The sequence below is a fragment of the Rheinheimera sp. EpRS3 genome (genome assembly GCF_001513785.1).
Classification (GTDB): domain Bacteria; phylum Pseudomonadota; class Gammaproteobacteria; order Enterobacterales; family Alteromonadaceae; genus Alishewanella.
Genome location: NZ_LNQS01000010.1, coordinates 366,121 through 391,425 on the forward strand (window position 1 = coordinate 366,121; position 25,305 = coordinate 391,425).

23 protein-coding genes are annotated in these 25,305 nt (G+C 50.4%); 5 read left to right on the top strand and 18 right to left on the bottom strand.

What is annotated here, in order from left to right; genetic code table 11:
• Positions 1-2 precede the first annotated feature (2 nt).
• Positions 3-1,553, bottom strand: coding sequence for a GMC family oxidoreductase (locus tag AR688_RS17045; RefSeq protein WP_068236822.1), 1,551 nt, complete (start codon positions 1,551-1,553; stop codon positions 3-5).
• Between the two features lie 157 nt (positions 1,554-1,710).
• Positions 1,711-2,208 (bottom strand): hypothetical protein, encoded by a 498-nt coding sequence (locus AR688_RS17050; RefSeq protein WP_068236825.1) that lies wholly within the window; start codon positions 2,206-2,208, stop codon positions 1,711-1,713.
• Between the two features lie 52 nt (positions 2,209-2,260).
• Between AR688_RS17050 and AR688_RS17055 the strand changes: the two genes are divergently transcribed.
• Together AR688_RS17055 and AR688_RS17060 are read left to right on the top strand one after the other, a co-directional pair.
• Positions 2,261-3,262 (top strand): hydrolase, encoded by a 1,002-nt coding sequence (locus AR688_RS17055; RefSeq protein ID WP_068236828.1) that lies wholly within the window; start codon positions 2,261-2,263, stop codon positions 3,260-3,262.
• Entirely contained in the window at positions 3,259-3,495 is a 237-nt protein-coding gene (locus AR688_RS17060; RefSeq protein WP_068236831.1) for a YheU family protein, read from the top strand. Before AR688_RS17055 ends, AR688_RS17060 begins: the two co-directional genes overlap by 4 nt.
• Here the strand turns inward: AR688_RS17060 and AR688_RS17065 are convergent.
• Positions 3,492-5,096 (bottom strand): ParB-like protein, encoded by a 1,605-nt coding sequence (locus tag AR688_RS17065; protein WP_068236834.1) that lies wholly within the window; start codon positions 5,094-5,096, stop codon positions 3,492-3,494. The genes AR688_RS17060 and AR688_RS17065 overlap by 4 nt on opposite strands.
• Positions 5,097-5,181: 85 nt before the next feature.
• Between AR688_RS17065 and AR688_RS17070 the strand changes: the two genes are divergently transcribed.
• Positions 5,182-7,983: a TonB-dependent receptor gene (locus tag AR688_RS17070; RefSeq protein ID WP_068236836.1), complete on the top strand. Its 2,802-nt coding sequence runs from the start codon at positions 5,182-5,184 to the stop codon at positions 7,981-7,983.
• 115 nt (positions 7,984-8,098) lie between these two features.
• Entirely contained in the window at positions 8,099-9,121 is a 1,023-nt protein-coding gene (locus AR688_RS17075) for a CNNM domain-containing protein (RefSeq protein ID WP_068236839.1), read from the top strand.
• A gap of 59 nt (positions 9,122-9,180) precedes the next feature.
• On the opposite strand, the gene AR688_RS17080 is transcribed toward AR688_RS17075, so the two are convergent.
• The 4 genes from AR688_RS17080 to nudE all read right to left on the bottom strand — a co-directional run bounded on the left by AR688_RS17080 (position 9,181) and on the right by nudE (position 14,250).
• Positions 9,181-10,800 carry a methyl-accepting chemotaxis protein gene (locus AR688_RS17080; RefSeq protein WP_068236842.1) on the bottom strand — a complete coding sequence of 540 codons (1,620 nt, stop codon included), beginning with the start codon at positions 10,798-10,800 and terminating at the stop codon, positions 9,181-9,183.
• Between the two features lie 188 nt (positions 10,801-10,988).
• Positions 10,989-12,590: a phosphoenolpyruvate carboxykinase (ATP) gene (gene pckA / locus AR688_RS17085; protein WP_068236845.1), complete on the bottom strand. Its 1,602-nt coding sequence runs from the start codon at positions 12,588-12,590 to the stop codon at positions 10,989-10,991.
• Between the two features lie 252 nt (positions 12,591-12,842).
• Positions 12,843-13,673: a 3'(2'),5'-bisphosphate nucleotidase CysQ gene (gene cysQ, locus AR688_RS17090; RefSeq protein WP_068236848.1), complete on the bottom strand. Its 831-nt coding sequence runs from the start codon at positions 13,671-13,673 to the stop codon at positions 12,843-12,845.
• Positions 13,651-14,250, bottom strand: a complete 600-nt coding sequence (gene nudE, locus AR688_RS17095) for an ADP compounds hydrolase NudE (protein ID WP_068236851.1) — start codon at positions 14,248-14,250, stop codon at positions 13,651-13,653. Before nudE ends, cysQ begins: the two co-directional genes overlap by 23 nt.
• Positions 14,251-14,309: 59 nt before the next feature.
• Here nudE and yrfG point away from each other — a divergent pair, with 59 nt between their 5' ends.
• Entirely contained in the window at positions 14,310-14,981 is a 672-nt protein-coding gene (gene yrfG, locus AR688_RS17100; protein ID WP_068236854.1) for a GMP/IMP nucleotidase, read from the top strand.
• Between the two features lie 17 nt (positions 14,982-14,998).
• Here the strand turns inward: yrfG and AR688_RS17105 are convergent, their stop codons facing one another.
• Genes AR688_RS17105 through gspD form a run of 11 tightly spaced genes read right to left on the bottom strand, consistent with a single transcriptional unit; the run spans position 14,999 to position 25,297 of the window.
• Positions 14,999-15,742, bottom strand: a complete 744-nt coding sequence (locus AR688_RS17105; RefSeq protein ID WP_068236857.1) for a type II secretion system protein N — start codon at positions 15,740-15,742, stop codon at positions 14,999-15,001.
• An 8-nt stretch (positions 15,743-15,750) separates the two neighbouring features.
• Complete coding sequence (gene gspM, locus AR688_RS17110) at positions 15,751-16,221, bottom strand: type II secretion system protein GspM (RefSeq protein WP_068236859.1); 471 nt, start codon at positions 16,219-16,221, stop codon at positions 15,751-15,753.
• Positions 16,218-17,405: a type II secretion system protein GspL gene (gene gspL, locus AR688_RS17115; protein WP_068236862.1), complete on the bottom strand. Its 1,188-nt coding sequence runs from the start codon at positions 17,403-17,405 to the stop codon at positions 16,218-16,220. The genes gspM and gspL overlap by 4 nt, the downstream gene beginning before the upstream one ends.
• Positions 17,402-18,391 carry a type II secretion system minor pseudopilin GspK gene (gene gspK, locus AR688_RS17120; protein ID WP_068236865.1) on the bottom strand — a complete coding sequence of 330 codons (990 nt, stop codon included), beginning with the start codon at positions 18,389-18,391 and terminating at the stop codon, positions 17,402-17,404. Before gspK ends, gspL begins: the two co-directional genes overlap by 4 nt.
• Positions 18,388-19,032 carry a type II secretion system minor pseudopilin GspJ gene (gene gspJ / locus AR688_RS17125; protein WP_231732127.1) on the bottom strand — a complete coding sequence of 215 codons (645 nt, stop codon included), beginning with the start codon at positions 19,030-19,032 and terminating at the stop codon, positions 18,388-18,390. The genes gspK and gspJ overlap by 4 nt, the downstream gene beginning before the upstream one ends.
• On the bottom strand, positions 19,025-19,393 hold the full coding sequence (gene gspI / locus AR688_RS17130; protein WP_068236871.1) for a type II secretion system minor pseudopilin GspI: 369 nt from the start codon (positions 19,391-19,393) through the stop codon (positions 19,025-19,027). The genes gspJ and gspI overlap by 8 nt, the downstream gene beginning before the upstream one ends.
• The gene (gene gspH, locus AR688_RS17135) at positions 19,390-19,986 is read right to left on the bottom strand and encodes a type II secretion system minor pseudopilin GspH (RefSeq protein ID WP_068236874.1); all 597 of its coding nucleotides are present in this window, start codon (positions 19,984-19,986) and stop codon (positions 19,390-19,392) included. Before gspH ends, gspI begins: the two co-directional genes overlap by 4 nt.
• Positions 19,986-20,441 carry a type II secretion system major pseudopilin GspG gene (gene gspG / locus AR688_RS17140; protein WP_068236877.1) on the bottom strand — a complete coding sequence of 152 codons (456 nt, stop codon included), beginning with the start codon at positions 20,439-20,441 and terminating at the stop codon, positions 19,986-19,988. Before gspG ends, gspH begins: the two co-directional genes overlap by 1 nt.
• Position 20,442: 1 nt before the next feature.
• Complete coding sequence (gene gspF, locus AR688_RS17145) at positions 20,443-21,666, bottom strand: type II secretion system inner membrane protein GspF (protein ID WP_068236881.1); 1,224 nt, start codon at positions 21,664-21,666, stop codon at positions 20,443-20,445.
• Positions 21,666-23,177 (bottom strand): type II secretion system ATPase GspE, encoded by a 1,512-nt coding sequence (gspE, locus tag AR688_RS17150; RefSeq protein ID WP_068236884.1) that lies wholly within the window; start codon positions 23,175-23,177, stop codon positions 21,666-21,668. The genes gspF and gspE overlap by 1 nt, the downstream gene beginning before the upstream one ends.
• Positions 23,177-25,297, bottom strand: a complete 2,121-nt coding sequence (gspD, locus tag AR688_RS17155) for a type II secretion system secretin GspD (RefSeq protein WP_068236887.1) — start codon at positions 25,295-25,297, stop codon at positions 23,177-23,179. Before gspD ends, gspE begins: the two co-directional genes overlap by 1 nt.
• Positions 25,298-25,305 lie beyond the last annotated feature (8 nt).

Below are 25,305 nucleotides of genomic sequence, written 5' to 3' on the forward strand. Positions count from 1 at the left end.
CTTTACTGCAGCTCTTTAATTAACAGCTGGCAATTGCGCCATACCAGGGCATAGATAGTCAGTTGTGGGTTAGCACCCAGGCTGGTGGGCAGAATAGAACCATCGAAAACAGATAAGTTTTGCAGCTGATGATGGCGGCCGTTTTGGTTTACCACGCCGTTGGCCACACTGCTGCTCATATTACAGCCGCCCATTACATGAGCCGATACCACGGTTTGCCGCAGTTTTTGCATTGGCAGTGTTTGTATCGCGCGCCTTGCTTCTGCCCAGCTATTATACAATTTAGCGTCGTGGTGAATGGGCAGCACCTGCTTAGCACCGGCAGCAAATTGCAACTCAGCCATCGACAGCAAGGCTTCGCGCATACCTTGCCATAAGTAATCTGTGATTGGGTAATCCAGCACCGGTTGCTGCGCATCATCTAACTGTACGGTGCCACCCTGGCTTTGCGGATGAAAACCATCGCGCAGCAGCGCTATAATCACCTGCAAATGGTTAAACTGCTGCATTAACGCGGCATGCTGCCCACCGGTGCCTGTCAGCTTAGTGGCCACTAACACCGGATGCAGTGGCGGTACTTCCAGTTTGTAACCGGCTTTGTCGCTATGTTGTGGCCAGACAAAATGGTCGGAATAAATAGATTGTGGCGCGCCGCTGTGGCCGTTAATGGCGTCAGCAAACAAAGCACCGGAAATAACACTGGGGTGCAAATAGGTATGCTTGCCTAATCGGCCTGACGGGTTAGGCACACCGGATCGCAGCAATAGTGCAGGAGAACCAATAGCCCCAGCGGCAACAATATAATGCTTTGCTTTAATATGAATACCGATATCGCTGCGCGGCTGAAAATGTTGATCCACCGGCACGGCTTCAAGGCCGCTTATACTGTCGCCCTGCCACTGCAGCTGACGCACCGAAATCCGCGATATCAGCGAGGCACCTAATGCCATCGCCGCCGGTATAGTACTCACCAACATCGACTGCTTCGCATTAATCGGGCAACCAATACCGCAGTAACCCAAGTTAGCGCAGCCATTTACGTTGCGGTTAATTACCGTATGCTGCCAGCCCAGCGCTTCACAGCCCTGCTGTAGCTTGGCGTTGTTGGCATTGGGTGGCACCGGCCATTGGCGAATATTAAGCCGTTGTTCGGCCAGTACAAAATAAGTGGTTAAATCGTTATCGCCACTAAAATTGATGCCAAACTCACTATTCCAATAGTTTAATGTGGCCTTGGGTGTGCGTATTGACGTTGTCCAGTTAACGGTGGTTGAACCGCCGACGGTACGACCCTGCAAAATACCAATCGCCTGATCGCGGGTTTTACGCGCTGCACCTTCCTGATACAAATTCGGGTAGGCCCAGCGTTCCTGCATCACAAAATCGTCGCGGGTGTAATAAGCCCCTTCTTCCAGCAGCAGTACTTTAAAACCGGCCTGTGCCAGTTGTTCTGCAGCAATACCACCACCGGCGCCGGAGCCGATAATAACGATATCCGCTTCAAACTGCCGGTTCTGCGTAAACTGGCTGGCATCAAGATGGTGAGTCATCATGTATTTATCTCATTAATCTGCTGCAATAGTTGCGACAAGGAAATTCTTACTTCGCCGCCTTCGACAGCACATCCCTGTGCTGTCTCAGCCTCCGCGGCATCCCTGCCGCTGCTACGTAAGAACACCTTGTCCCAACTTGTCGTGCCATCTGTCTAACTTATCTAAACCTTGGCGCGGTATAAGCCAGCGCTTGCCAGTGTTCACTCTGGCCGTAGTAGGCACCGTACAGTAGTTCGCGCAGGCCATAATAAGCCTGCTGCAATAAGCCAAGGTAGCTGTCACGCCATTGGTTTAGCAACTGCAAACGCTGGCTGATCGAAAGTTGTGCTAAAGCCGTGAAATGGCCGGTTAATGCCAGTTGCGTAACCCGATTGGCCAGCAGGTTAAACAGCTGGTGCAGCTCTTGCTGCTGACGCTGCGGTAAAAACGGCATAAAGTCGAAAACAGCAGTTTTAGTGCGGCTAATTTCAGCGGCAGCTAAAGTCGCATCCTGTGGCAAAGCACCGTACAATAGCGCAGGTAGCAGTGCGCTAAGTACCAGGTCAAGGTTATCGTTATGTGGTTGCAGGCTATGCTGCCAGCTAAGCACGCCTAACCCCAGGCTGGATGCAGTACCTAAGGCTATGCCAGATAAAATAAATTGCCGCCGATCCATAGTGCTGCACCTGCAGTAAAACTTCACTTATTGTTTATCAGGATACGCTACTTTGCAAGACCAGATCAGACCAGTATCACCCCCTCCATTTCAGCCAGCCTGGTGGTTAAAACATGCCCATCTGCAAACCATTTTTGCCAAATATTTAAGCCCGAAACAGCGCCTGAACACCGAAGCAGAAACCGTACCCCTGCCAGATGGCGATGAAGTACAACTAAACTGGTTGCATAGTAAAAACAGCAGCGATAACGCCCCCGTGGTTATTTTGCTACACGGTTTAGCCGGTGATATTAACAGCCATTATATTCAGGCCATGTTGGCCCAATGCCATGCACTGGGCTGGACGGCGGTATTACTGCATTTTCGCGGTTGTAACGGCAAACCCAACAAGCTGCCACGGGCTTATCATAGCGGCGATACTGCCGATGCAGCGTTGGTGATAACACAAGTTAAACGCCGTTACCCGAACCGGCCATTAGTCGCCGTAGGCTATTCGCTTGGCGGCAATGTATTACTGAAATACTGCGGCGAGCAGGCTGAACACAACCCGTTGTCGGCGGCTGTTGCCGTGTGCCCGCCGCTGTCGCTGTCGGCCTGTGCTAAACGCATTAATACCGGTAGCAGCAAGCTGTATCAGCGTTACCTGCTGGGGCGCTTAAAGCGCAGCACTTTACTTAAACTAACGCAATTTACCGATTTTCCGCTGCCACTCACGCCGCAGCAGGTGCAGGGTTTTAGCAGTATTGAACAGTTTGATGAGTATTACACCGCACCGATCCACGGCTTTTTAAACGCGCAGGACTATTATCAAAAAGCCAGTGGCAAAGCGTTTTTACGCCATATTTGCATACCTACACTGATTATTCATGCCAAAGATGACCCGTTTTTAAGCGACGACGTGATCCCCAAAGCCAGTGAGCTTAGCCCGCATATTCATTACGAACTAACCAGCGGCGGCGGCCATGTCGGTTTTGTTTATGGCAGCCCGTTAAAACCCCAATTCTGGTTAAACCAGCGTATTCCGCAATTTATTACTGAGCAGTTAGCAAAATGATTATTCCGTACACCGACATCGCCGAAGATACGCTAAACAATCTGATTGAATACTATGTACTGCGCGAAGGCACCGATTACGGCGAGCATGAAATGGCCATGGCAGAAAAAGTTGCTATGGTAAAACGCCAGCTAAAAAGCGGTGACGTGGTGATAGTGTATTCTGAGTTGCATGAAAGCATTAACCTGATGCCAAAGCAGGTGTTTTTACAACAGGAAAACAGCCAACCTTAAAGTTGGCTGCTTTTTATCAGCGCCAGTGCCGCAGCTGCATCATCAAACTTCTGCACTGTTATTTTAGCAGCCGGGCCTTTGTAATGCTCAAACCAGTTTTGCAGTTGCGCCGTAACACCCGGAAACAACTGCTGCAGTTGTGCAAGATTATGCACGCTGGCAAAAGCGCCGTTTAATGGTACAGCCAGCAGCTTGTCGTCGTGCTCGCCGTTATCCAGCATGCGCATAACACCAACCAGCCTTACCTGCTGTATTGTCCCCTGTGCCAGGGCACTGCCCAATACCAGTACGTCCAGCGGATCACCATCTCCGCCCTGCGCTTTACTCAGTAAAGTGCTGGTTACAATGCCATAATTTACCGGATACGGCAGATACTGCACCTGGCGCAAAGCGCCGTTTTGTTGCTCCCACTCCAGTTGCAGCGGCGCTTGTTTATCTTGCTGCCATTTGTCTGCACTGCCGGCGGCTATTTCAATCAGCACATTAATACTGCCATCAGCATTGGTGGCTTGCGGTAACACGCTAAGCCCGCTGTGCAGCGCATTACGATCCAGATACTGCCTGTTGTCACAATTTACCGGCATGCCCCGTTGTTGCAACGCTATCGTCAGCCTGCCACTGCTGGCGCCGCTGCTATTACGCTGGCACAATAACTGGCTTAGCTGCTGGTAATGCACACCACCGCGCCAGCCTAAATCGGCTGCTGTAAAACCGGCAAAAATAGCGGTATTAGCGCTTAACCCGGCTAAATGGCCATGAATACGTTCCAGCCATTGCATATAGTCAGCGGCATTGTAATAGCCCGGAAATTGCAGCCCGTCTTGCTGGCGTAAATACTGTGCCCAATAAAATTCAACAAAAGGGATGGCGGGCTCAGGTTTTCCCCAAACGCCGCCGCGTAAAAAATACATGGCGGCACGGTAAGGGTCATTTTCTAAACTGGCGCGGCCTAAACTGGCAGGCAGTTGCTGATAACCGATAGGGTTACCGGCCGCATCGTACAACCAGGCGTTGCCCTGCTGCTGCATAAGTTGCCAGAACGCTTGCGGCTCTTTTACATCAAGCTTTGCCTGCAAATATACGGCTACCGGCAGTTCTGCACCACCATTTGGCATATCATAAAACGCTGAAAAAGTGTGATGACCGTCGGTCAGATACAACTGGTTATCTGCGCCCAGCACGGCTGTTTTCATCTGCTGTGTTTTGCGTTTTTTCTGCCCGGCATTGGCACACTGATAACTGCCAGGCTGCTGTGGTGTTGAGTCGGCCGTAAAACTGACTTTTTTACCCCAACCGGCACTTTCACATAAATCAGCGAATAACGCCTGACGATTTTGCCGGTACAGTGCCAGCTTATAGTTTACCTGCTCATGGGCAATCACACTTTGTGTCGGACGCAACTGCCCCAGTGTTACCTCAATAACCGAATTGGCCTGCCACTGTGGCTCTGCAATCGCAAAACCGGCAAAAGCCAATATAAAACATAGTGGTAAACCCCAACGCAGCACAGCATGCACTCCTGACAACAGGCCAAAGCGGCCGAGCTTAAAAGCAGCAGATGACAATAGCATGACAATAACCACAATTGTCTTTTTTGTCATGTTAGTGACATATCAGTGTCACTTTGCTGCAATCTGACATTGTTAACATTTGGCCAGAACTTAAAATTATCGTAAGGACGTCAACATGTTAAGCAATAAAACCAAGATAACCCTGCGCCAGCGCCCGCTGTTAAGCGGCCTAATGCTGGCACTGGCATTGCCGGTAGCGGGTTATGTACAAGCCGCTGGCGTAGCTGAAGGTATAGTACAAAAAGCAGACAGCGGCACGCCACTGGCTGGCGCACTGGTTAAAGTAGCCGGCACCGAGCAACAAGTATTTACTGACGCCTCTGGCCGCTTTGTGCTGCGTAATCTGGCTGCCGGAGCAGTGACACTGGAAGTCAGTTATATTGGTTTACCACCACAGACACAGCAAATTACCGTTACAGATAACAGCAACACTGCAGTTGTAGTGCAACTGGACGAAGTTGAACGCCTGGCTGTGGTAGGCCAGCGTCAGGCACAAAATAAAGCCTTAAACCTGTACCGTGCGTCAGACGCAGTAACCAACTTTATCGCCTCGGATGATATGGGGCAGTTTGTTGACCAAAACGTCGCCGAATCGCTGCAGCGTTTGCCCGGCACGTCAATCAGCCGCGATCAGGGCGAAGGCCGCTTTGTCAGCGTGCGTGGTATCTCCGCCGGTTTAAGCACAGTCACGGTAAACGGCATGCGTATTGGTACGCCAGAAGGCAGTTCACGCGCGGTGCCACTGGATGTTATTCCTACCGGCTCCATCGAAGGTATCTCGGTTACCAAAGCGCCAACGCCGGATATGCCAGGCGATGCAATTGGTGGTGCTATAGATGTAAAATCGGCGTCAGCATTTGAGAAAGACGGCCGGCAAATACGTTATCGTGCTGAAGCGTCATACAACGACCTGAGCAGCGAAACCAGCCCGAAATTCAGCCTGAACGCCAGCGACACCTTTAGTTTATCCGGTGACGGTAAAGACTTCGGTGTAGCGTTCGGCATTAACTATCTAGATCGCAAGCTGGAGTCCGATAACGTAGAAGCGGCCTACGACATGGTCGATTATCAGGATGGCGAAGCCTTTGGTTTAATTGAGCTGCAGCAACGCAAATACTTTGTTAACCGCGAACGCATTGGCGCCAACCTGAACCTGGAATTCCGCCCGGACAGCAGCAACAAATATTTTGCCAATACCGTATTTAGCCGCTTTAGTGATGCTGAAACCCGCCAGCGTAGCATTTATGTATTTGAAGAAGGCAGTTTAACGGATTTCGACGGCAGTTCTGCTACGGTCAGCGAAATAGCTCCTGACGCGCTGCGCCGCCGCGTGCGCTACCGTACAAAAGAGCAAGACACGCTGGCTCTGAACCTGGGGGCTGAGCATATTCGCAACAGCTATACGCTGGATTATTATGCCGGTATATCAACAACCCGTGAGCGCGTACTGGACGAGAACGAAGGCCGTTTTGAATACACCGGTGACGAGCTGAATGCAACTTATTCGATTGGCAATGGTGTGCCAAATTTTGCCATTTTACGTGACGGTGTTGCAGACACTACACACCTGGACAACGCCAACTATGAGCTGGATCGGGCGGTACTGGAGCCGAAAATTATCGACGACGATGAATATAATCTTGGCGCCAATATTGAGCTGCCTTATGCCTTTGGCAACAGCAACCTGACGTTAAAAGCCGGCGCCGACCTGCGCTGGAAACAAAAAGACACCAACACCGATATTATTGAATTACGCCGCACACCTGATGCAACGCTGGATCAGTTTACTACTGGCGCGCCGTCTTATGGTTTAGGCAATCTGGGCCAGGGCATCAGCTCTGGCGCTTATATCAACTTTTTTAATCAAAACCGCAGCGATTTTACCGAGCGGCCACAAGATATGGCCGAAAATGCGCAGCTGTCATTAGGTGAAGACTTTGTTGCCGACGAAGACGTGCAAGCCGGTTACCTGATGGCGACGTATGATGCACAGAACTGGCGCTTAATTGCTGGTATGCGGGTAGAGCGCACCGACTACTCTGCCAGCGGTAATCAGCTGACATTTAACGAAGACGGTGAGCTGGCAATCAGCAGCCGCTCGGTAAACAGTGATTACACTAACCTGCTGCCGGGTTTGCATTTGAGCTACGATCTGGCCGACGATCTGGTGCTACGCGCGGCTTGGACCAACACCATAGCGCGCCCGAGCTTTAATGATATTTCCCCCCGTGCCCAGATAAATTTAGAAGACAACGAAGTTGAGCTGGGTAACCCGGATCTGGACCCATACGAAGCCGTAAACTATGACCTGTTGCTAGACTGGTACTACAACGATGGCAGCCTGTTATCCGCCGGTGTGTTTTATAAAGATATCGATAACTTTATTGTTGAGCTAACCAGCAATGACGTGGCAGAGTTTGCCGGCTTTGATGTAACCCGCCCGGTTAATGCACTCAGTGCCAGCGTAAAAGGCTTTGAATTTGCCTGGCAACACAGCTTTATTCAGCCGGCGCTGGCCGGGGTGTTAGTGGGTGCTAACTTTACGCTGCTTGACACAGATTTAGCCGTAGCGGAGCGTGCCGGTGAGAGCTTTAGCTTACCGGAATCTGCTGAGCGTGCCGGTAACCTGTATCTGGGTTATGAAGATGGTAAATTCAGCACCCGTTTAAGTGTGTCATACCGTGACAAGTTCTTAAGCGAAGTAGGTGATGACAGCAACTATGATATCTATGTCGCGGCCCACACTCAGGTTGATGTCACAGCATCTTATAAGCTGAGCAAACATGTTGAACTGGTGGCAGAGCTGGTAAACCTGACAGACGAACCACTTGAGCTGTATCAGGGTAGCTCAGCCTACACTTATCAGTTTGAAGAGTACGGCATGACCTTTGCGCTGGGCGTTAAAGGTAAATTCTAACCGTTTCAGCACGATGCAACAGCGGGCCACACCATCAGCGTGTGGCTCGCTTTTTTGTAGCATCACCTTTATACTGCCATTGCCTTAGTAAAATGGAGTGTTGTAACTAACCTGTATGAGTCTTCTAATTGCATTTGCGGTTCTGTCAATTGCGGTATCTTTTGTCTGTTCTATCCTCGAAGCAGCCTTGCTATCGATTACCCCAAGTTATATTGCCCAGCAAAAATTAACCCGGCCTAAGCTGTATGAACAGCTCAAAGTGTTAAAAGATAAGATTGACCAGCCACTGGCTGCCATTCTGACACTAAACACTGTAGCCCATACGGTAGGTGCTACCGGTGTAGGTGCTCAGGTTACGGTAGTATTTGGTGACGGCTATCTGGGTATTGCTTCGGCGGTAATGACTATCCTTATTCTAGTGTTGTCAGAAATTATGCCTAAAACCATAGGCGCACGTTACTGGCCACAACTCACACCGATACTGCCTTTTATGCTTAACAGCATGATTACGCTATTAAGGCCGTTTATCTGGTTATCTGATCAAATTATGAAACTGTTTGGCGGCGGCCATCATGAGCATGATTTACGCCAGGAAATTAAAGCCCTGACAGTTCTCGGCCGTGAGTTAAACAAGCTGGATGAAGACGAGCAACGCGTTATCGCCAATATTCTGGATTTGCACGACATTAAAGTACGCGACATTATGACACCGCGTACCGTGTGTGAAACTGCCAGCCCCGATGAGCCACTGGAAGAATTTGCCGAGCGCGTTAAGGTAGGTCAGTTCTCGCGCTACCCGGTCCTGGATAAAGACGAAGCGCCGATGGGCATCGCCTTTCGCTACGATATGCTGGACATTACCGACCAGAAAACCGTGGCTGATTTGATGAAACCGGTCAAAGTGATTTCAGACAAAATGAGCGCCGAGCAGTTGATGGCTCAACTGATGCACGAGCGCCAGCATATGTGTTTAGTTTACGACGAATACGGCACCTGGCTGGGCCTGGTAACAATGGAAGATGTGATTGAAACCATTATCGGCCAGCCCATTATGGATGAGACCGACGATATCCCTAATATGCGTCGCTTTGCCAAACGCCGCTGGGAACATAAACTGAAAAACCTGTCAGAAGACTAACTGACGCTTCACCCAATAAAACAGGCCGCAATTGCGGCCTGTTTTATTAGTGCTAAATACTACACCTTAAATTTACTTACCAGTGTATTTAACTCAACTGCCAGACGCGACAGTTCTGATGCACTGGCGGTGGTCTGGTTGGAGCCGGCCGCCGTTTGCGCGGCTAAATCGCTGATAGTCACGATGTTGCGGTCTATTTCGCGCGCCACTTTGGATTGCTCTTCTGCGGCACCGGCGATGACATGGTTCTGGTCGCTTATCGCCATAATGTTTTCGGCGATAAGCTCCAGTGCATCCGCCGCCGATTTTGCTACATTCTGAGCATTATCGGCATTGCCGCTGATCAACTGCATGGCATTTACGGCTTCTTTGGCAGATGACTGCACTTGCTGAATCATCTGCTCAATTTCGCCGGTAGAGGTTTGGGTGCGATGCGCCAGGCTGCGCACTTCATCGGCTACCACGGCAAAACCGCGACCAGCTTCACCGGCACGGGCAGCTTCTATAGCGGCATTCAGTGCCAACAGGTTAGTTTGGTCGGCAACGTTGCGGATAACTTCCAACACCTGATTAATTGATGATACTTTCTCGGCCAGGGTATTAATAACGGTTGTGCTTTGGCGCACATCGGCATTCATTTTCTCAATAACGCTGCGGGTTTGTATCACTTTTTGTGTGCCGTCTTTAGCCAGATTAGCCGATTGCGATGAGGCTTCAGAGGTTTTCATTGCCGTACCGGCTACTTCATCTACTGCTGAGCTCATTTCGGTAATAGCAGTCGCCGCTTGTTGTACTTCATCATTTTGCAGTTGTAGTGCTTTGGCAGATTCGTCGGTAACCACATTAAGCTCTTCGGCGGCCGATGCCAGCTGGCTGGACGAGCTGGAAATATGGCTAATGGCATCGCGCAGTTTTTGCTGCATCTGTTGCAGTGCCTGCGCCAAATCAGTCAGTTCATCACGGCCTTCAATCGTTACTTGCTGTGTAAGATCGCCATCAGCGATAAAGCGTGCTGACACTACCGAGCGTGCCAACGGCTGGCTGATGCTGCGGGAAATTAATATTGATACTGCCACCGCAATACCCACTGCAACTACAATGAGAATAATCACGGCTACTTTGGCACTTTCATAGGTCGCAATAGAGGATTCTCTGGCATCCTGGGCGGCTTTCTGGTTGATATCATCCAACTGGCCTAGCTGCTGCGTTATCTCATTGGCTACCGGAGTCATTTGATCAAGCAAATCCTGCGCCGCACCCAGTTCTTCTTTGCGTAACAACTCTAAGGCTTGTTCCTGTAACTCAAAATATTTCTGTCTGGATACCTGATACTGACCAAAAATAATGCGTTCCTGCGAGTCGAAAATAGACGCTTCATATGGCTTTTCAAGGTTTAAAATCTCTTCCCTTAACCTGCGGATCGTATCAAAGGTTTCGCCTTCTTGCGTGATGTCGAGAGATAGCAATAACCGCATAGTCAAGGCTCTATTACGATTTATGCCGGTGCCTATATCGCCAATACCAGATATCCCCGGAACAACAGCCGTTTCTACGAAATCAGCCTGAGCTCTCACCTTCGACAAACTTTGCAAACTAAACAAACCTGTAATAGTAAGCAACAGTGCCAATGCACCGAAAGCTACCAGCAGCCGTTTCTGGATCGAAATTGTTCTTAACATCAGTTACCTCTGTTGCCACATTATTATGCACTACAAATAGGGCTTACTTACTAGTTACCCTAGCAAATCTAATTCTAAACTACTAATGATATTACTGTTGCACATAGTAGCAGGATATTAACGACAACAGCATAAGCGGCAATATAAAAAAGGCCGCATAAGCGGCCTGACAGATATTGATATCAGACTTACAGCAGCGGACCTGCGGCCACTAAGGCTTTACCTTCATCGTTATCGGTAAATTTAACAAAGTTATCGACAAAACGTTTGGCTAAGTCTTTGGCTTTTAGCTCCCACTCTGCCGCATTAGCGTAAGTGTTACGCGGGTCGAGAATAGATACATCATCCACCCCGTGCAGTGCGGTTGGCATTGCCAGATTAAAATACGGCAGTTGCACAAACTCAGCATTTTCAATGCTGCCATCTAAAATGGCATCAATAATGGCGCGGGTGGCTTTAATGGAAATACGCTTACCGCTGCCATTCCAACCGGTGTTTACCAAATAAGCTTCAGCGCCCGATGCCGCCATGCGCTTGCCCAATACTTCGGCATACTTGGTTGGGTGCAGGCTTAAAAACGCCGCACCAAAACAGCTGGAGAAGGTGGGCGTGGGCTCGGTAATACCACGCTCGGTACCGGCCAGCTTGGCAGTAAAGCCAGACAGGAAATGGTACTTGGCCTGCTCTTTGGTTAATTTAGATACCGGTGGTAATACACCAAAGGCATCAGCAGTTAAGAAAATCACTTTTTTTGCGTGGCCCGCTTTGGACACCGGCGTAACGATATTATCGATATGATAAATCGGGTAAGACACACGGGTATTTTCGGTTTTAGAGCCATCGTTAAAATCAATTTCACCGTCAGCCAATACCGTTACGTTTTCCAGCAGCGCATCACGGCGAATAGCGTTGTAGATATCCGGCTCGTTTTCTTTCGACAGGTTAATGGTTTTAGCATAACAACCACCTTCAAAATTAAATACGCCGTCGTCATCCCAGCCGTGCTCGTCGTCGCCAATCAACTGGCGCTTAGGATCGGTTGAAAGGGTAGTTTTACCGGTGCCGGATAAACCAAAAAATACCGCAACATCGCCGTCTTTGCCCACGTTAGCTGAGCAGTGCATAGAAGCAATACCCTGCAGCGGTAAAAAGTAGTTCATCATGGAGAACATACCTTTTTTCATCTCGCCGCCGTACCAGGTACCACCAATCAGCTGAATGCGTTCAGTCAGGTTAAAGGCGACAAAATTTTCTGAGTTCAGGCCCTGTTGCTGCCAGTTCGGGTTAGTGCACTTGGCACCGTTCATCACAATGAAATCAGGTTTGTAAGTTTTCAGCTCGGCATTCGTCGGGCGGATAAACATGTTTTTAACGAAATGCGCCTGCCAGGCCACTTCGGTAATAAAACGCACCGCTAAGCGGGTGTCGCTGTTAGCGCCACAGAAAGTATCCACGACAAACAACCGCTTACCAGAAAGCTGTGTTGTTACCAGCGTTTTCAGATCAGCCCATACTGCAGGCGTAATGGCTTTGTTGTCATTTTTACCTTGATCAGACCACCACACAGTGTCGCGCGTAGTGTCGTCACGTACTATGTATTTGTCTTTTGGCGAGCGGCCAGTAAAGATACCGGTATCGACTGAAACCGCGCCCAGTTTGGTCAGTTTGCCTTGTTCATAGCCTTGTAAATCACTGCGGGTTTCTTCCGCAAATAGCTGATCATACGAAGGGTTATAAACGATTTCCGTGACATCTGTGATGCCGTATTGGCCCAGATCCAGATCGGACATGATGTAACTCCTAAGGGTACTGTAGGTAAGGGTGCAGTCTCTGGCGGACTTAATTTTCGGTATTTTTGTCACAATGTGCTGTTTTTCTGTGCAAAAACCCGGCTACATAATAGCGTTTTGCCAGAATAAAAGATAGCCGGAAAATGCGCTGATTTGGCTAAAAGCCTTACCAGATATGGAGTTGCCAAACTGTCAGCGGTAAGATAATAGTAATGAAAAACACTTCGTAACCCATACTGAAAGCTTTCAGTATCAAGCGGTAAGGCTACGTTCGGTAGGTCGGGATTTAATTAATTTGGGCCACGGAATGCTCGCCTGCCCCATTACCATAAAGTCAGGGTTTGCCAGGGTATCGCGCTGGTTGTAGCTTAGCGGGGTAAATTCGCTGTCGAGAATTTTACCGCCGGCTTCTTCAACAATAACATGTACTGCGCCGGTGTCCCACTCGCCGGTAGGGCCCAGACGCATATAACAATCAGCTTTGCCTTCTGCCACCAGGCAGCTTTTTAGTGAACAACTACCAAGGGCAATATATTCCACATCGTGCTGGCTTTGCAGTAAATCGACTATAGGCTGCAGCGGCTGGCGCCGGCTAACAGCAATTTTCAGTGTTTGCCCGGCCTGGTGCTGGTTAACCCGCATACGGTTAATCAGGTTACGCCGCTGTTTAAAAGCGCCATTACCGCGGCTGGCGTAGTACATAACCTCTTCTTTAGGCCAGTAAATCACCCCAAGCGCGGGCCAGCCATGTTCCACCAGCGCAATGCTGACAGCAAAATCACCGCTTTTGGCAACAAATTCCTGGGTACCATCCATAGGGTCGATCAGCCAGTAACGTGGCCAGTGCTGGCGCTGAGCCAGCGGAATAAGATGTGATTCTTCTGAAATGATCGGGATATCGGGTGTCAGCTCAGACAAACGATTAATGATAATCCGGTTGGCGGCCAGATCGGCCGAGGTTACCGGGCTCAAATCGGCTTTTTGCTGCTGCTGAAAATCACCGCTTTGGTATAGCTGCCATAGCTCTGCTCCGGCCTCTCTGGCTGCAGATTTAACAGGGTCAAGCAGTTTGCTTAAAAACATCCGGGTTCGCTTCCAAATATTGCTGCGCTAATAACAGAGCGGCGACACTTCTGGCTTCAGTAAAATCGGCCTGCTGTAACAGAGCTGCGCTGTTTTGCCGTGCCCACGGCACCAGCTCAAGTGGCTCGGGTTCATCACCTTCAAGGCTTTCTGCATATAAATCAAAGGCCAGAACTATATGCATTGTAGCATTAAAATAGCCCGGGGCTAAGGCCAGCGACTTCAGCTGAACAAAACGTTGCGCGCCAAAACCAATTTCTTCTTTTAGCTCACGGTTCGCGGCGGTAATCACATCTTCGCCCGGATCAATTAAGCCTTTTGGAAAGCCCAGCTGGTAATCGTGGGTGCCGGCGCAATATTCGCGGATCAGATAAAAATGTTCCGCATCAGGGCAGGCAATAATCATTACCGCGCCACGGCCACTGCCGCGCATACGCTCGTAGGTGCGCTGCTCGCCATTGCTAAACATTAGTTCCAGTTGCTCAATTTTAAACAAGCGGCTTTGTGCAACGATATCTGCACTTAAAATTTCAGGCTTTTGTTTGTTGCTGTGTTTGTCGTCCTGCCGCTGCGTCATGCTGCCACCTCTGGTACAATCCAATGCTGCTACTATAAAACGATTAACAGGAAAAACCTATGCTGAACTGGGCTGAAATTGATACCGTGTTGCTGGATATGGACGGTACTTTGCTGGATCTGCACTTTGACAATTACTTCTGGCTACAGCACTTACCCAAGCGCTGGGCTGAAATTAGCGGTATTAGCGTTGCAGATGCAGAAGCACAATTAAAAGCCGAGTACGCTGAACTAACCGGTAAACTGGAGTGGTATTGTCTGGATTACTGGGGTAAGCGCCTGCAACTGCCGATTAACGAGCTAAAGCGTGAAGTGATGCATAAAATTGCTATGCGTGCCGATGTGCCCCAGTTTCTTACCGCGTTAAAACAAAGTGGCCGCCAGATAGCCCTGGTAACCAATGCCCATCCGGATAGTTTATCGCTTAAAATTGAGCGCACCGAGCTGGCCAGTTATATTGATACGCTGATCTCTACCCATGAATTTGGTGTCACCAAAGAAAACTGGGCGCTGTGGCAAAAGCTGCAACAACGGCTCGGTTTTAACCCGCAGCGCACCTTATTTGTTGACGATAGCCTGCCAATTTTAACAGCGGCACAGAATTTTGGTATTAAGCATTTGCTGGCAGTGGCCAACCCGGACAGCCAGCAACTAAGCCGGCAAATTACCGAGTTTCCTGCCATTACCGATTACACCGTGCTGCTGGACGATATTCGCAACTATCGCAGTTAAGCCCTTAAGCTTAGGGCTTAAAAGCTGATACGGTAGCGTCCCTGGGTATCCGGCTTGCCGAGGAATTGCATCGCCTGATGCACTTCTTCGGGCATATCGGCCTCGGGCTTTAATGTACCATTTACCAGCAGCTGCTCAGCATTAATTACCGCTTTGATATCCAGCCCCAGCCGGTTAGCGCCGTCGGTTGTCAGCACTATAGTACCGTCAGCACAGCTTAATTCACCAAACAGGCTTTGTAACTCAAGCCAGGTGCCGGTTGGTGTTTGTAGGCGGGCATCCTGCCAGCTGGCATGGCCGTTTAATACCTTACACCAGGGCTGGCCCTGGCTAAACTCTGCTACATCCAGCACCAGTTCGCCACTGGCATCTACCGGTAATGGTAAGGGTAACATTGGCAATAACTGTGCGACCGGCAGCTTTAACAAACTATTTTGCAGCGCGCCACCGCCAAAACCGTAACTGGCTGTCGCTGTTACATAAGGCTGGGCCGGGTTTTGCGCGCTGCCACTTTGCAGTTCAAACTGCAGCTTGCCGGTAAATAACCGCCAGGGGCTTAATGACCACTGCAGGTTGTCAAACTGCAGCTGCTGATAACGTAAACCGGCTACTTCGCCCTGCCATAAGGTGCCCGACACCGCACCTAACTGCAGTTGTGCTGGTAGCGGCGCCAGTTTTAACCACCAGCTGGCTGGCGTTAACAGCAAGGTAAACACTAAATAGCTGATTACACCAATAACAATAAGTTTGGTTTTTGACATAGCTTTACTTACTCCACTACCATACGCCGCACCCGCACTATGCCGGGTGTTTCAGCAGTGGCTACGTCTAAATTGATCAGTTTCACACCATGCTGATACTGCAGCGCATGCAGCCAGCTTAATAGTTTGTCGAAACTGACATCTTCCAGCACCAGTGTTAGCTGCTCGTTTTGCGGCTGCATCCGGCTGACACTGATACCGCTGCTGCGCGCACTGTTACTGATAATTTGTGCCAGGCTGCCGCCACTACGCGCAGTAGTGACAGAGGCAGCTTTTAACTGCGGCAGTAATTGCTGCAACTGGCTAAGCTGGCGCTGGGCACTTTGCACCTTTTGTTGCTGTACATCACGGGCCTGATGCAGCGGCTGCCACAGCATCCAGTAAAACAACCCCACCACTACCACTATTGCTGCACCGGCAACCAGCCGTTGTTCGCGTTGTTGTAACCCTGTCCACCAGGTTAAAAACTGCTGCTTCATACTTTGCCCCGCATCGCGACACTGCCTTGCACCTTGCCGCCATCGTTACTTAATGCGCCCTGCTCAACAATAAACCCAGCCTGTTCCAGTGCGGTTTTTAAGCGCTCAAAACTCTGAAAGCCTTCGCCTTTGGCCTGAAAGCGCAGCTCGGCGCGTTTACCATCAAAACGCAGGTTTTCCAGGCTGATATCCGGCACTTTTGCCAACTGCTGCTGCAGGCTGTCCAGCAATGCCAGAAAGCTCTGCTCATTGCTGCCACCGACAGCGGCAAGCTTTTGCTGCAGTTGCAGGTTAAGGTTAACCACACGCTCATTCGGAAAGGCCTGCTGATATACGCTAAGGCTTTGTTGTTGCAGCGCGGCGCTTTGCCGGCCTAATTGCCAGTTATTTAAACCCAGTTGCAGCACATAGAGTGTTAAACAGGCACCGGCCAGAATGGCGCTATTACGCCACAGCTGCAAGTGACGGTTTACCTGACGCTTGGGTTTATATTCGCCTTGCAGCAACGTAAAGTCATTGTGGTTTAGCTGGCTGGCCAGTAATGCCAGAGGCAACTCCGGCTCTGCCAGTTGATGCGGCTGCAGCAGCTCTGCGGGCCAGGGGCTGTAACTGGTTAACATCGGCAAAGCGGCCAGTTGCAGGTAATCTGCCCACCAGGGTGCATCAATAGCCGCAACCTGCCAACTGCTTTGTTTTAACAACCACTGCTCATGCAACTGAATACAGGCGGGTAGCTGCTGCTCTGGCAGCAACAGGGCGTCGGGTAACATGCGGCTAACGCTAAAACCGGCACTTTGCAGTGCGCCCAGCCATTGCTCCAACCGCTCGTGCTGACACACCGCTACTTGCTGGCTGTACTGGCCGTCGTGATGCACTACATCACCCAACGCCAGAAACAGCTGCTCAATATCTTCGGCCTGATCTTCTTCCAGCATATAAGGTAATGCCTGCAGCAGTTGCCGGTTAGGCTTGCCCGGCAAGGTTACCTGCTTTAACACCACATCGGATGCGGGTACCAGCGCCACCACCGGCCGGTTGCCCAGCCGTACTGCCAGCTCCGGCAATTGCTCGGTGCCGGTAAGCTCGCCGCTGGCAATCACTTCCTGGTTATGGCTGGCCCACACCAGCCAACTGATACTTTGTTCTGCCCGGCTACCTAGCCGGATCACCAACTGTTCACTCACCCCTGGCCTCCAAATCGCCGGGCCAATACTTTGACCTGATTATTATCATTTATTTTAAGTACCGACGTTAATACAAAGCCACTTTCCAGATAGGCCGCTGTCGCTGTTAGCTGAAAACTGTCTGACTTAAGCGCCAGCATGCTTTTAGCCTCATCCGGCACGGTAATAGCGCTAAGCTCAGCGGTGGCAAACAGCTCTTCCAATGTAGCAAAACCCTCTTCTGGCCGGTTAGCGATAATATCCAGTGCCGCCTGCTCTGTCAGCTCAGGGATCAGCGCCGCCAGCAATACTGCCGTATCTTCGGTCAGTGTGTTTACATTCAGTAATAAGCGGTTATCTTCCGGCAGCACACAAACAAAAGGTGCCAGTAACTGGTAATCTGCCGGTGTCATATCCAGTATTACCCGCAACTCTGACACACTGGCCATCAGGCTGTTAGCGGCGTAATACGGAAACCGCAGCGCGGCATAGTCATCATCTTCAGCACTACCGGCCGTGCTTAGCATACCATCTTCATCCAGCCAGTCGCCCAGGCGCGCCGTCAGATATTCAGCCGGCATTGATAACTCTGCTGCTTTTAGCTCCAGTAGGCGCTGAAAGGCTTTTTGCCCGGCACTTTGCTCTACTCTGCCACCGCTTTGCGGTGTAACATTTTGCAGCGCATTTAAGTTAAAGCAGCTGCGCAAATCGATAATATCGCCCGATATGGTGCCGTTTTCTACCGGAAAGGTGGCGCCGGCCATGGCCCAGTTTTGTGACAGGTTTACCGTTTCCTGGCCAGATAACTCGCGGGCCAGCAGTACACGGGCAAACTGCTCGGCACTGATGGCATACCAGAATGCCTGCTGTTGCTGCTGCATATTCTGTTGGCGCTGCAGTTGCAGTTGCAGGCGGCCGGTCATGTTTACCGCAATCACCACTACAATGGCAATAATCATCAGCACCGCAACCAATGCCACACCGGCTTGTTTGTGCGGCCTCATCATTCTATTGCTCCTGCGGCAACGGCAGCATCCGGTAGCATAAAAATACGCTCTAACCGGCCGAGGCTTTCATCAACCAGCGTAATGCGTACCGCCAGCGGGAAATTTGCATCCTGCCAGCGCTCCAGCCATTCTTCACCCTGCAGGTAGTGCACTTCAAAACCAGATAAGCCGCTTTGCAGCTGCTGTACTTTAGGCTCAGTGCCGGTTACAGCGTCCGGGTACAAGGTAAATAAACGCTGCAAAGTGCCTTCCTGTAACCGGTAAGCAACGGTTTGAATTTCACTGCGTGGTAAAATCATGCCCGGATTACGCCAGCCGTGCCGGGCAAAGCTAACGCCATGATCTTCGCTTTCCAGTAAAAATTTCTCACCAAACAAACGGTATTTTTGCGCGGCTTCACCATCAAGGCGCACATGGCGCACGCTAATTTGCATAAAGTCACGTTCCAGCATCAGCATAGTGCGCTGCAGCTGCACCAAGCGCTCACTGGCCTGCTGCGATAATTCATCACTTTGCGTTACACTGGTTAACACTGCTACCGACGCCAGCCCTACCAAAGCAAAAATGGCCGCCGCCAGCAGCATCTCAATAAAGGTAAAACCGCTGTTTGCCTTAACCACCGGGCCCATTATCTTAACCACCGGGCTTACCCCTGTAGCTTTGCAACTGAAACAGCACCTGCTCCGGCGATTCAGCCAGGCTGACACTGATTTGTATCAGGCGTAAATCTTCGTCCGGTACCCGGGTTAGCTGTTGTTGCCATAACCAGTTCCGGTTGGCCATTTCTACCTGACCCTGATCTTTTTCTTTGCCCGGCCACTCGGTTTCTATCATCGCCAGTTGCATCTGGTTGTTGGCGATGTAACTGGCCATGGTTAAATCATCTAACTGGCTTAAACTGCGGATATGGGCAGAGCTGGCCTGCATAATGGCCATACCGGCAGTAGCAAAAATGGCCATGGCTACCAGCAGCTCCAGCAGGGTAAAGCCGTTACGCTTCATGGCAGCTCCGCAGATACCGGCGTGCGGGTAAGTGGTATGGCAAAATCGGTCGATATTGCACTATACAGCGGTGTCAGATCAGAGCTTTCGGTCAGCAACAGCTGAAACGGGCTGATTTCGCCCGACGACAGCACAAACACCTGTGGCAGCACAGGTATTTTACTGTCTTCGTCGCTTTGTTCGTCGTCATCCAGTTGCCAGTCCAATTGGCTTAGCAGGTTGGTTTCCTCGCCCGGCAAGCCTTCAAGCTCCAGTGTTAAGGCGATATCGCGCGGTAATGTATATTGCCGTAAACCGGCAGGTTCATCGGCTTCAGCCCATTTGCCTTCGTTATTGTCGTAATACAAAAAGCCATAACGATCTGGCAGCACATACAGGCCCCATTCCTGCTGTTTTAACATGGCAGTTTCTGCGACAAACTGAAATAACTGCTGAAAACGCTCGGCTTCTTTTTCCAGCCGCTCTTCGCGTGATTCGCCGCTAAAATTCATTACCACTGTGGTAGCCAGCAAACCAATCAGCAGCATAACCAGCATTACCTCAACCAGGGTAAAGCCGTTGCTACGATGCTGAACAGCCGGCAGAGATGGCATTAGTTGTTTGAATTCCCGTTGGCATCCAGATTCCAGTTACCGATGTCATCATCAGTACCTGCGGTGCGATCCGGGCCTTTACTCAGGATATCAATACGGCCAACCTGGCCCGGGCTTACCAGAATATAGTCTTCATCCCATGGGTCTTTCGGTAAGCGACGGATAAAACCACCATCCGGAAATGAGCGTGGTACCGGCTGTGACGTTGGTGCGGTAACCAGTGCCTGCATGCCTTGCTCTGTGGTGGGGTAAAAGCCATTGCGCAAACGGTACATGTCCAGCGCGCTTTCCAACTGCTGAATATCCACTACGGCTTTTTGCCGTGCGGCGGCTTCCTGGTTACCTATCAGGTTCGGCACCACCATACTGGCGATAATGCCCAGAATAACGATAACCACCATCACTTCTAACAGCGTAAAGCCGCTGTGCTGTCTAAACTTATGTTGCCTTAACATATTAACCACCACCTACCATATTGTTTAACGCTAAAATCGGCTGCAAAATCGCCATGACAATAAATAACACCATACCGGCCATTACCGCTACCAACACCGGTTCAAACACTTTTAACGACACTGTAACTAAGGTTTCAAACTCGCGGTCCTGCGTATTAGCGGCGCGTTCGAGCATTGAATCAAGCTGGCCGCTTTTTTCGCCGCTGGCAATCATATGCAGCATCATCGGCGGAAACAGCTTGGTTTGCTCCAGCGCGTTACGTAGCGATGTACCTTCACGCACCCTGGCGGTAGCATCTGTTACTGCCTGGCGCATATAAGTATTGCTTAAAACATCGGCGCTAATGCGCATAGCTTCCAGTAACGGCACCGCCGAGGCATTCAGAATACTTAAGGTACGGGCAAAGCGGGCGGTATTCAGCCCTTTGGTTACTTTGCCCATAATGCGGCTTTTTAGCACCAGTGCATCCCAGCGAAAACGAAACGCCGGTTTACGCAACGCCCGTTTAAACAGCACCAGCAACAGCATAAAACCAATCAGGACAAAGATGCCGTAAGCGCGTAAAAAGTCACTGGCGGCAATTAAAAACAAGGTTGTGCCTGGCAGGGTTTGGCCCATATGCTCAAACTGGCCGACAATTTTGGGTACCACCGCTGCCAGCAGGATAGAAATCACCAGCACAGCAAAGCACGTCAGAATAATAGGGTACAGCAGTGCCTGCAAAATCTGGCTGCGCATATGCTGGCGCTGCTCGGTGTAATCGGCCAGCCGGTTTAACACCTGATCCAAATGGCCGGATTTTTCACCGGCTGCCACCATAGAACGAAACAAGTGATCAAATACATAGGGAAACTCAGCCAAGCCTTCAGCCAGGCTGTAACCTTCCACCACCTTGGAGCGCACGGTCATCATCATATTGGTCAGACGTGGCTTGTCGCATTGCTCGGCAACCGCCAGCAATGCGCTTTCAATCGGCAGGGCAGCTTCAACCAGCGTAGCCAGCTGGCGGGTAATCAGTGCCAGCTCAGAGGCGGAAATATTACGCTTAAACCATTGCTTGCCCGAGGCAAGCATTTTTTCCTGCTGTGACGCCAGCGCCACGCTAACCGGTGTTAATTTTTGTTCACGCAATAACGAGCGGGCATGGCGGGCATTATCGGCCTCAAGCACACCTTTGCTGTTTTTGCCTCTGGCATCCAGTGCCTGATATTCAAAGGCTGGCACTATACATCCTCACGCGTAACACGCAGCACTTCTTCCAGCGTAGTTTCACCGCTGAGTACTTTGCTAAAACCATCGGCGCGGATGCTGGGGCTGTGCTGGCGCACGTATTTTTCAATAGCTTGTTCACCCTTGCCGTTGTGAATAAGCTCGCGGATATGCTCGTCTACCAGTAACAGTTCATGAATACCGGTACGGCCGCGGTAGCCGGTGAAATTACACTGATCGCAACCTTTGGCACGGTAGATCAGCACGCCTTCTTTTTTGGTTACACCCAGCAGGCTGCGCTCTTCTTTATCAGGCTCATGCGCTTCTTTACAGTGTATACACAAGGTACGCACTAAACGCTGTGCCAGTACACCCAGCAAGCTGGACGATAATAAAAATGCCTCTACACCCATATCTTCCAGCCGGGTAATAGCACCGGCGGCAGTATTGGTGTGCAGCGTAGATAACACTAAGTGGCCGGTTAAACTGGCCTGTACAGCAATTTGTGCGGTTTCAAGATCGCGTATTTCACCCACCATCACCACATCAGGGTCTTGCCGTAATATAGCGCGTAAGCCACGGGCGAAGGTCATGCTCACTTTAGTATTAACCTGAGTTTGGCCGATGCCTTCCAGTTCGTATTCAATCGGGTCTTCTACGGTAAGAATATTGCGATCTTTGGTATTAATTTCGGTTAAACCGGCATACAAGGTAGTACTTTTACCGGAACCGGTAGGGCCGGTAACCAGAATAATGCCATGCGGCTTTAAAATAAGTTGCGAAAACGCCTGTTGTACTGACAACGTCATGCCAAGGTCGGCTAAATTCAGGTGGGAATTGTTTTTATCCAGCAACCGCATTACCACCCGCTCGCCATGGCTGGACGGCATGGTAGATACCCGCACATCCACCGCCCGGCCGGCAATACGCAGGCTGATCCGGCCATCTTGCGGCACGCGCTTTTCGGCAATATCCAGTTTGGCCATTACTTTAATACGTGATACCAGCAAGCTGGACAAGCGCCGGTTTGGCCGCAGCACTTCGCGCAAAATACCGTCTACCCGAAAACGCACTATCAGCGCTTTTTCAAAAGTTTCCACGTGAATATCGGACGCGCCCAGCTTAATGGCTTCGCCCAGCATGGCGTTAATCAGCTTGATAATGGGCGCATCGTCTTCGTTTTCCAGTAAGTCTTCGCTTTCCTGAATATCGTCAGCCAGTGAAGCCAGGTTAACTTCGTTACCTATATCTTCCATCAGCTGCTGGGCTTCGCTGGAGTCCCGCTGGTAGCTGGCTTCCAGCATGGCTTCAAACTCTACCGCTGATAAACGCTGAATTTGAAACGGCTCAGCCAGCATACGGCGCACTTCTAACACAGCGGCGGCGGCGGTCGCGGTATGAATATATAAGCGCCAGCCTTCATCGGCCTGTAGTTTCAGCAAGACACCGTGGCGTTTGGCAAAGCCGAACGGCAGGCGGATGCGGCTACTGGCCGGTTTTACCTGTTCTGCTTCCAGCGCGTCCATTAGTCTTGCTTCCCTTGCTCAACACCGGCCGGTGGTTGCTGCTTATTCATATAATCATCAAAAGTAGGCGGCAATGTCAGTGATTCATCCCACTCTGGCATCACCACCTGCTTGGTATTTGGCATTAAGCGAATACCGGCCTCTTCACGCTTTAACTGCTCAGCGCGGATATAGTTATATTTGGTTTTAGAAATACCGGAAATGGCCGAGCCTTCGCGCACTATGGTGGCTTTAATAAATACCATCAGGTTACGTTTTTGTTTGGTAACACTGGTCGATTTAAACAAATGCCCCAAAATAGGAATATCGCCTAAAATTGGTACCTTGGATTCGCTTTCCTGCACGTCTTCATCAATTAAGCCGCCCAGCACCACAGTAGCACCGTCATCGGCTATAACCGTGGTTTTAATTTCACGTTTATTAATGGTGATGTCTACTGCGGTGGCACCACCAATACTGGATACTTCCTGCTCTATTGTCAGTTGTACCGCTGTGCCTTCGTTAATTTGCGGCGTAACTTTAAGCTTAATACCCACTTCCTGCCGATCTACCTGCTGGAACGGGTTGGTATTGTTGGAACCGGTGGTAGAACCGGTAATAACCGGCACCTCCTGGCCTACCAGAAAGAACGCTTCCTGGTTATCCATAGTAGTAATATGCGGTGTGGCCAGCACGTTAGAGTTGGTGCTGGTGCGTACTGCCTGCACAAGAGCGGCCCAGTCACCTTTATAAAAGCCCAGCATAGCGCCATTTAAACCGCTTAATACATCTGCAAGAACTGAGTAATCGCGGTTTGAGTCTGGTGTGGTGGTAGTGACAGGGTTGCCATTACCGTCGATGATAACGGTTGAAGAACCTCTAGTGATCTGTGAAGCAACTGCAGCGCCACCCGCCACACTAATAATAGGAATGGTATTACCATTATTAAAGTTAGTACCACCACCATTTGCGTTGATCCACTGCACGCCAAAATCGGTACCATCACCTTCAAATACTTCAACAATAATGGCTTCAACCAGTACCTGAGCACGGCGAATATCCAACTGGCGCAGCACTTCTTCTAACGAACGCATCATATCCGGCTGCGCGGTGATCACCAGAGAGTTCGTGTCTTCATGCGCATCAATGCTGATAGCCCGGCCGGTATTGGCTGCCGCACTGCGACCGCCCTGCGCTCCGGCTGCACCTGCGGCGCCTTGTACTTCAGCCACTATCGATTCACTGACGCCTTTTAGCACCGGTACCAACTCTTCCGCTTTGGCATACTTTAAGTAAAATACCCGGGTGTTGCCGCTGGTTTGCAGTTCGCTGTCCAGCCGTTTGGCCAGTTCAATTACGCGCTGGCGCGCCTGCAATTCGCCGCTAACAATTACGCTGTTGGTGCGCTCATCGGCAACGATGCGCGGCACCAGAAAATCTGGCTGTTCTGCCCGGCCCTGGCTTTTATAAATGCTTTCAAGTATCCGCACAATTTCCGGGGCCGAGGCGAACTGCATTTTAACAATTTCCAGCTCCTGATCGCCGGCTTTATCTACCCGCTGAATAATATCCACCAGCCGGTTTACCACCGCGGCCGGGCCAGTCATCATTATTACGTTAGACGGGTCGTAGTTTACTACATGGCCGCCACCGGCCTGGTTACTAAACTGGCGTAATAATGGCGCCAGCTCGCGTACCGATACATTACGTACCTGCACCACCCGGGTAACCATTTCGTCGCCCTGGCCTGGTGCATCATCAGTCACCACCGGAATATTGCTGGTTTTGGCGTCTTTATTGCGTACAACTTTCAGTACGCCATTATCCATTTCCACCACAGCAAAGCTGTACACTTCCAGTACGTTGAGGAAAAACTGATAATATTGTTTTTCGTTCAGCATTTCGTAGCTGCGCACATTAATGCGGCCACGTACCTGCGGATCAACAATAATGGTTTTCTTCAGATTCATACCGACGATATTAATAAACTCATTAATATCAGTGCCTTTAAAGTTAGGCGAATACATCACCTCTTCCTGTGCTACAACAGTAACACCCGGAACAACGGCAGTGAGCGCAGCCGCCACCAGCAAACTGGCCAGCGAACGGCGGGAGAATAAAGAAAATTGCCCTGATTTCATTAATTTAT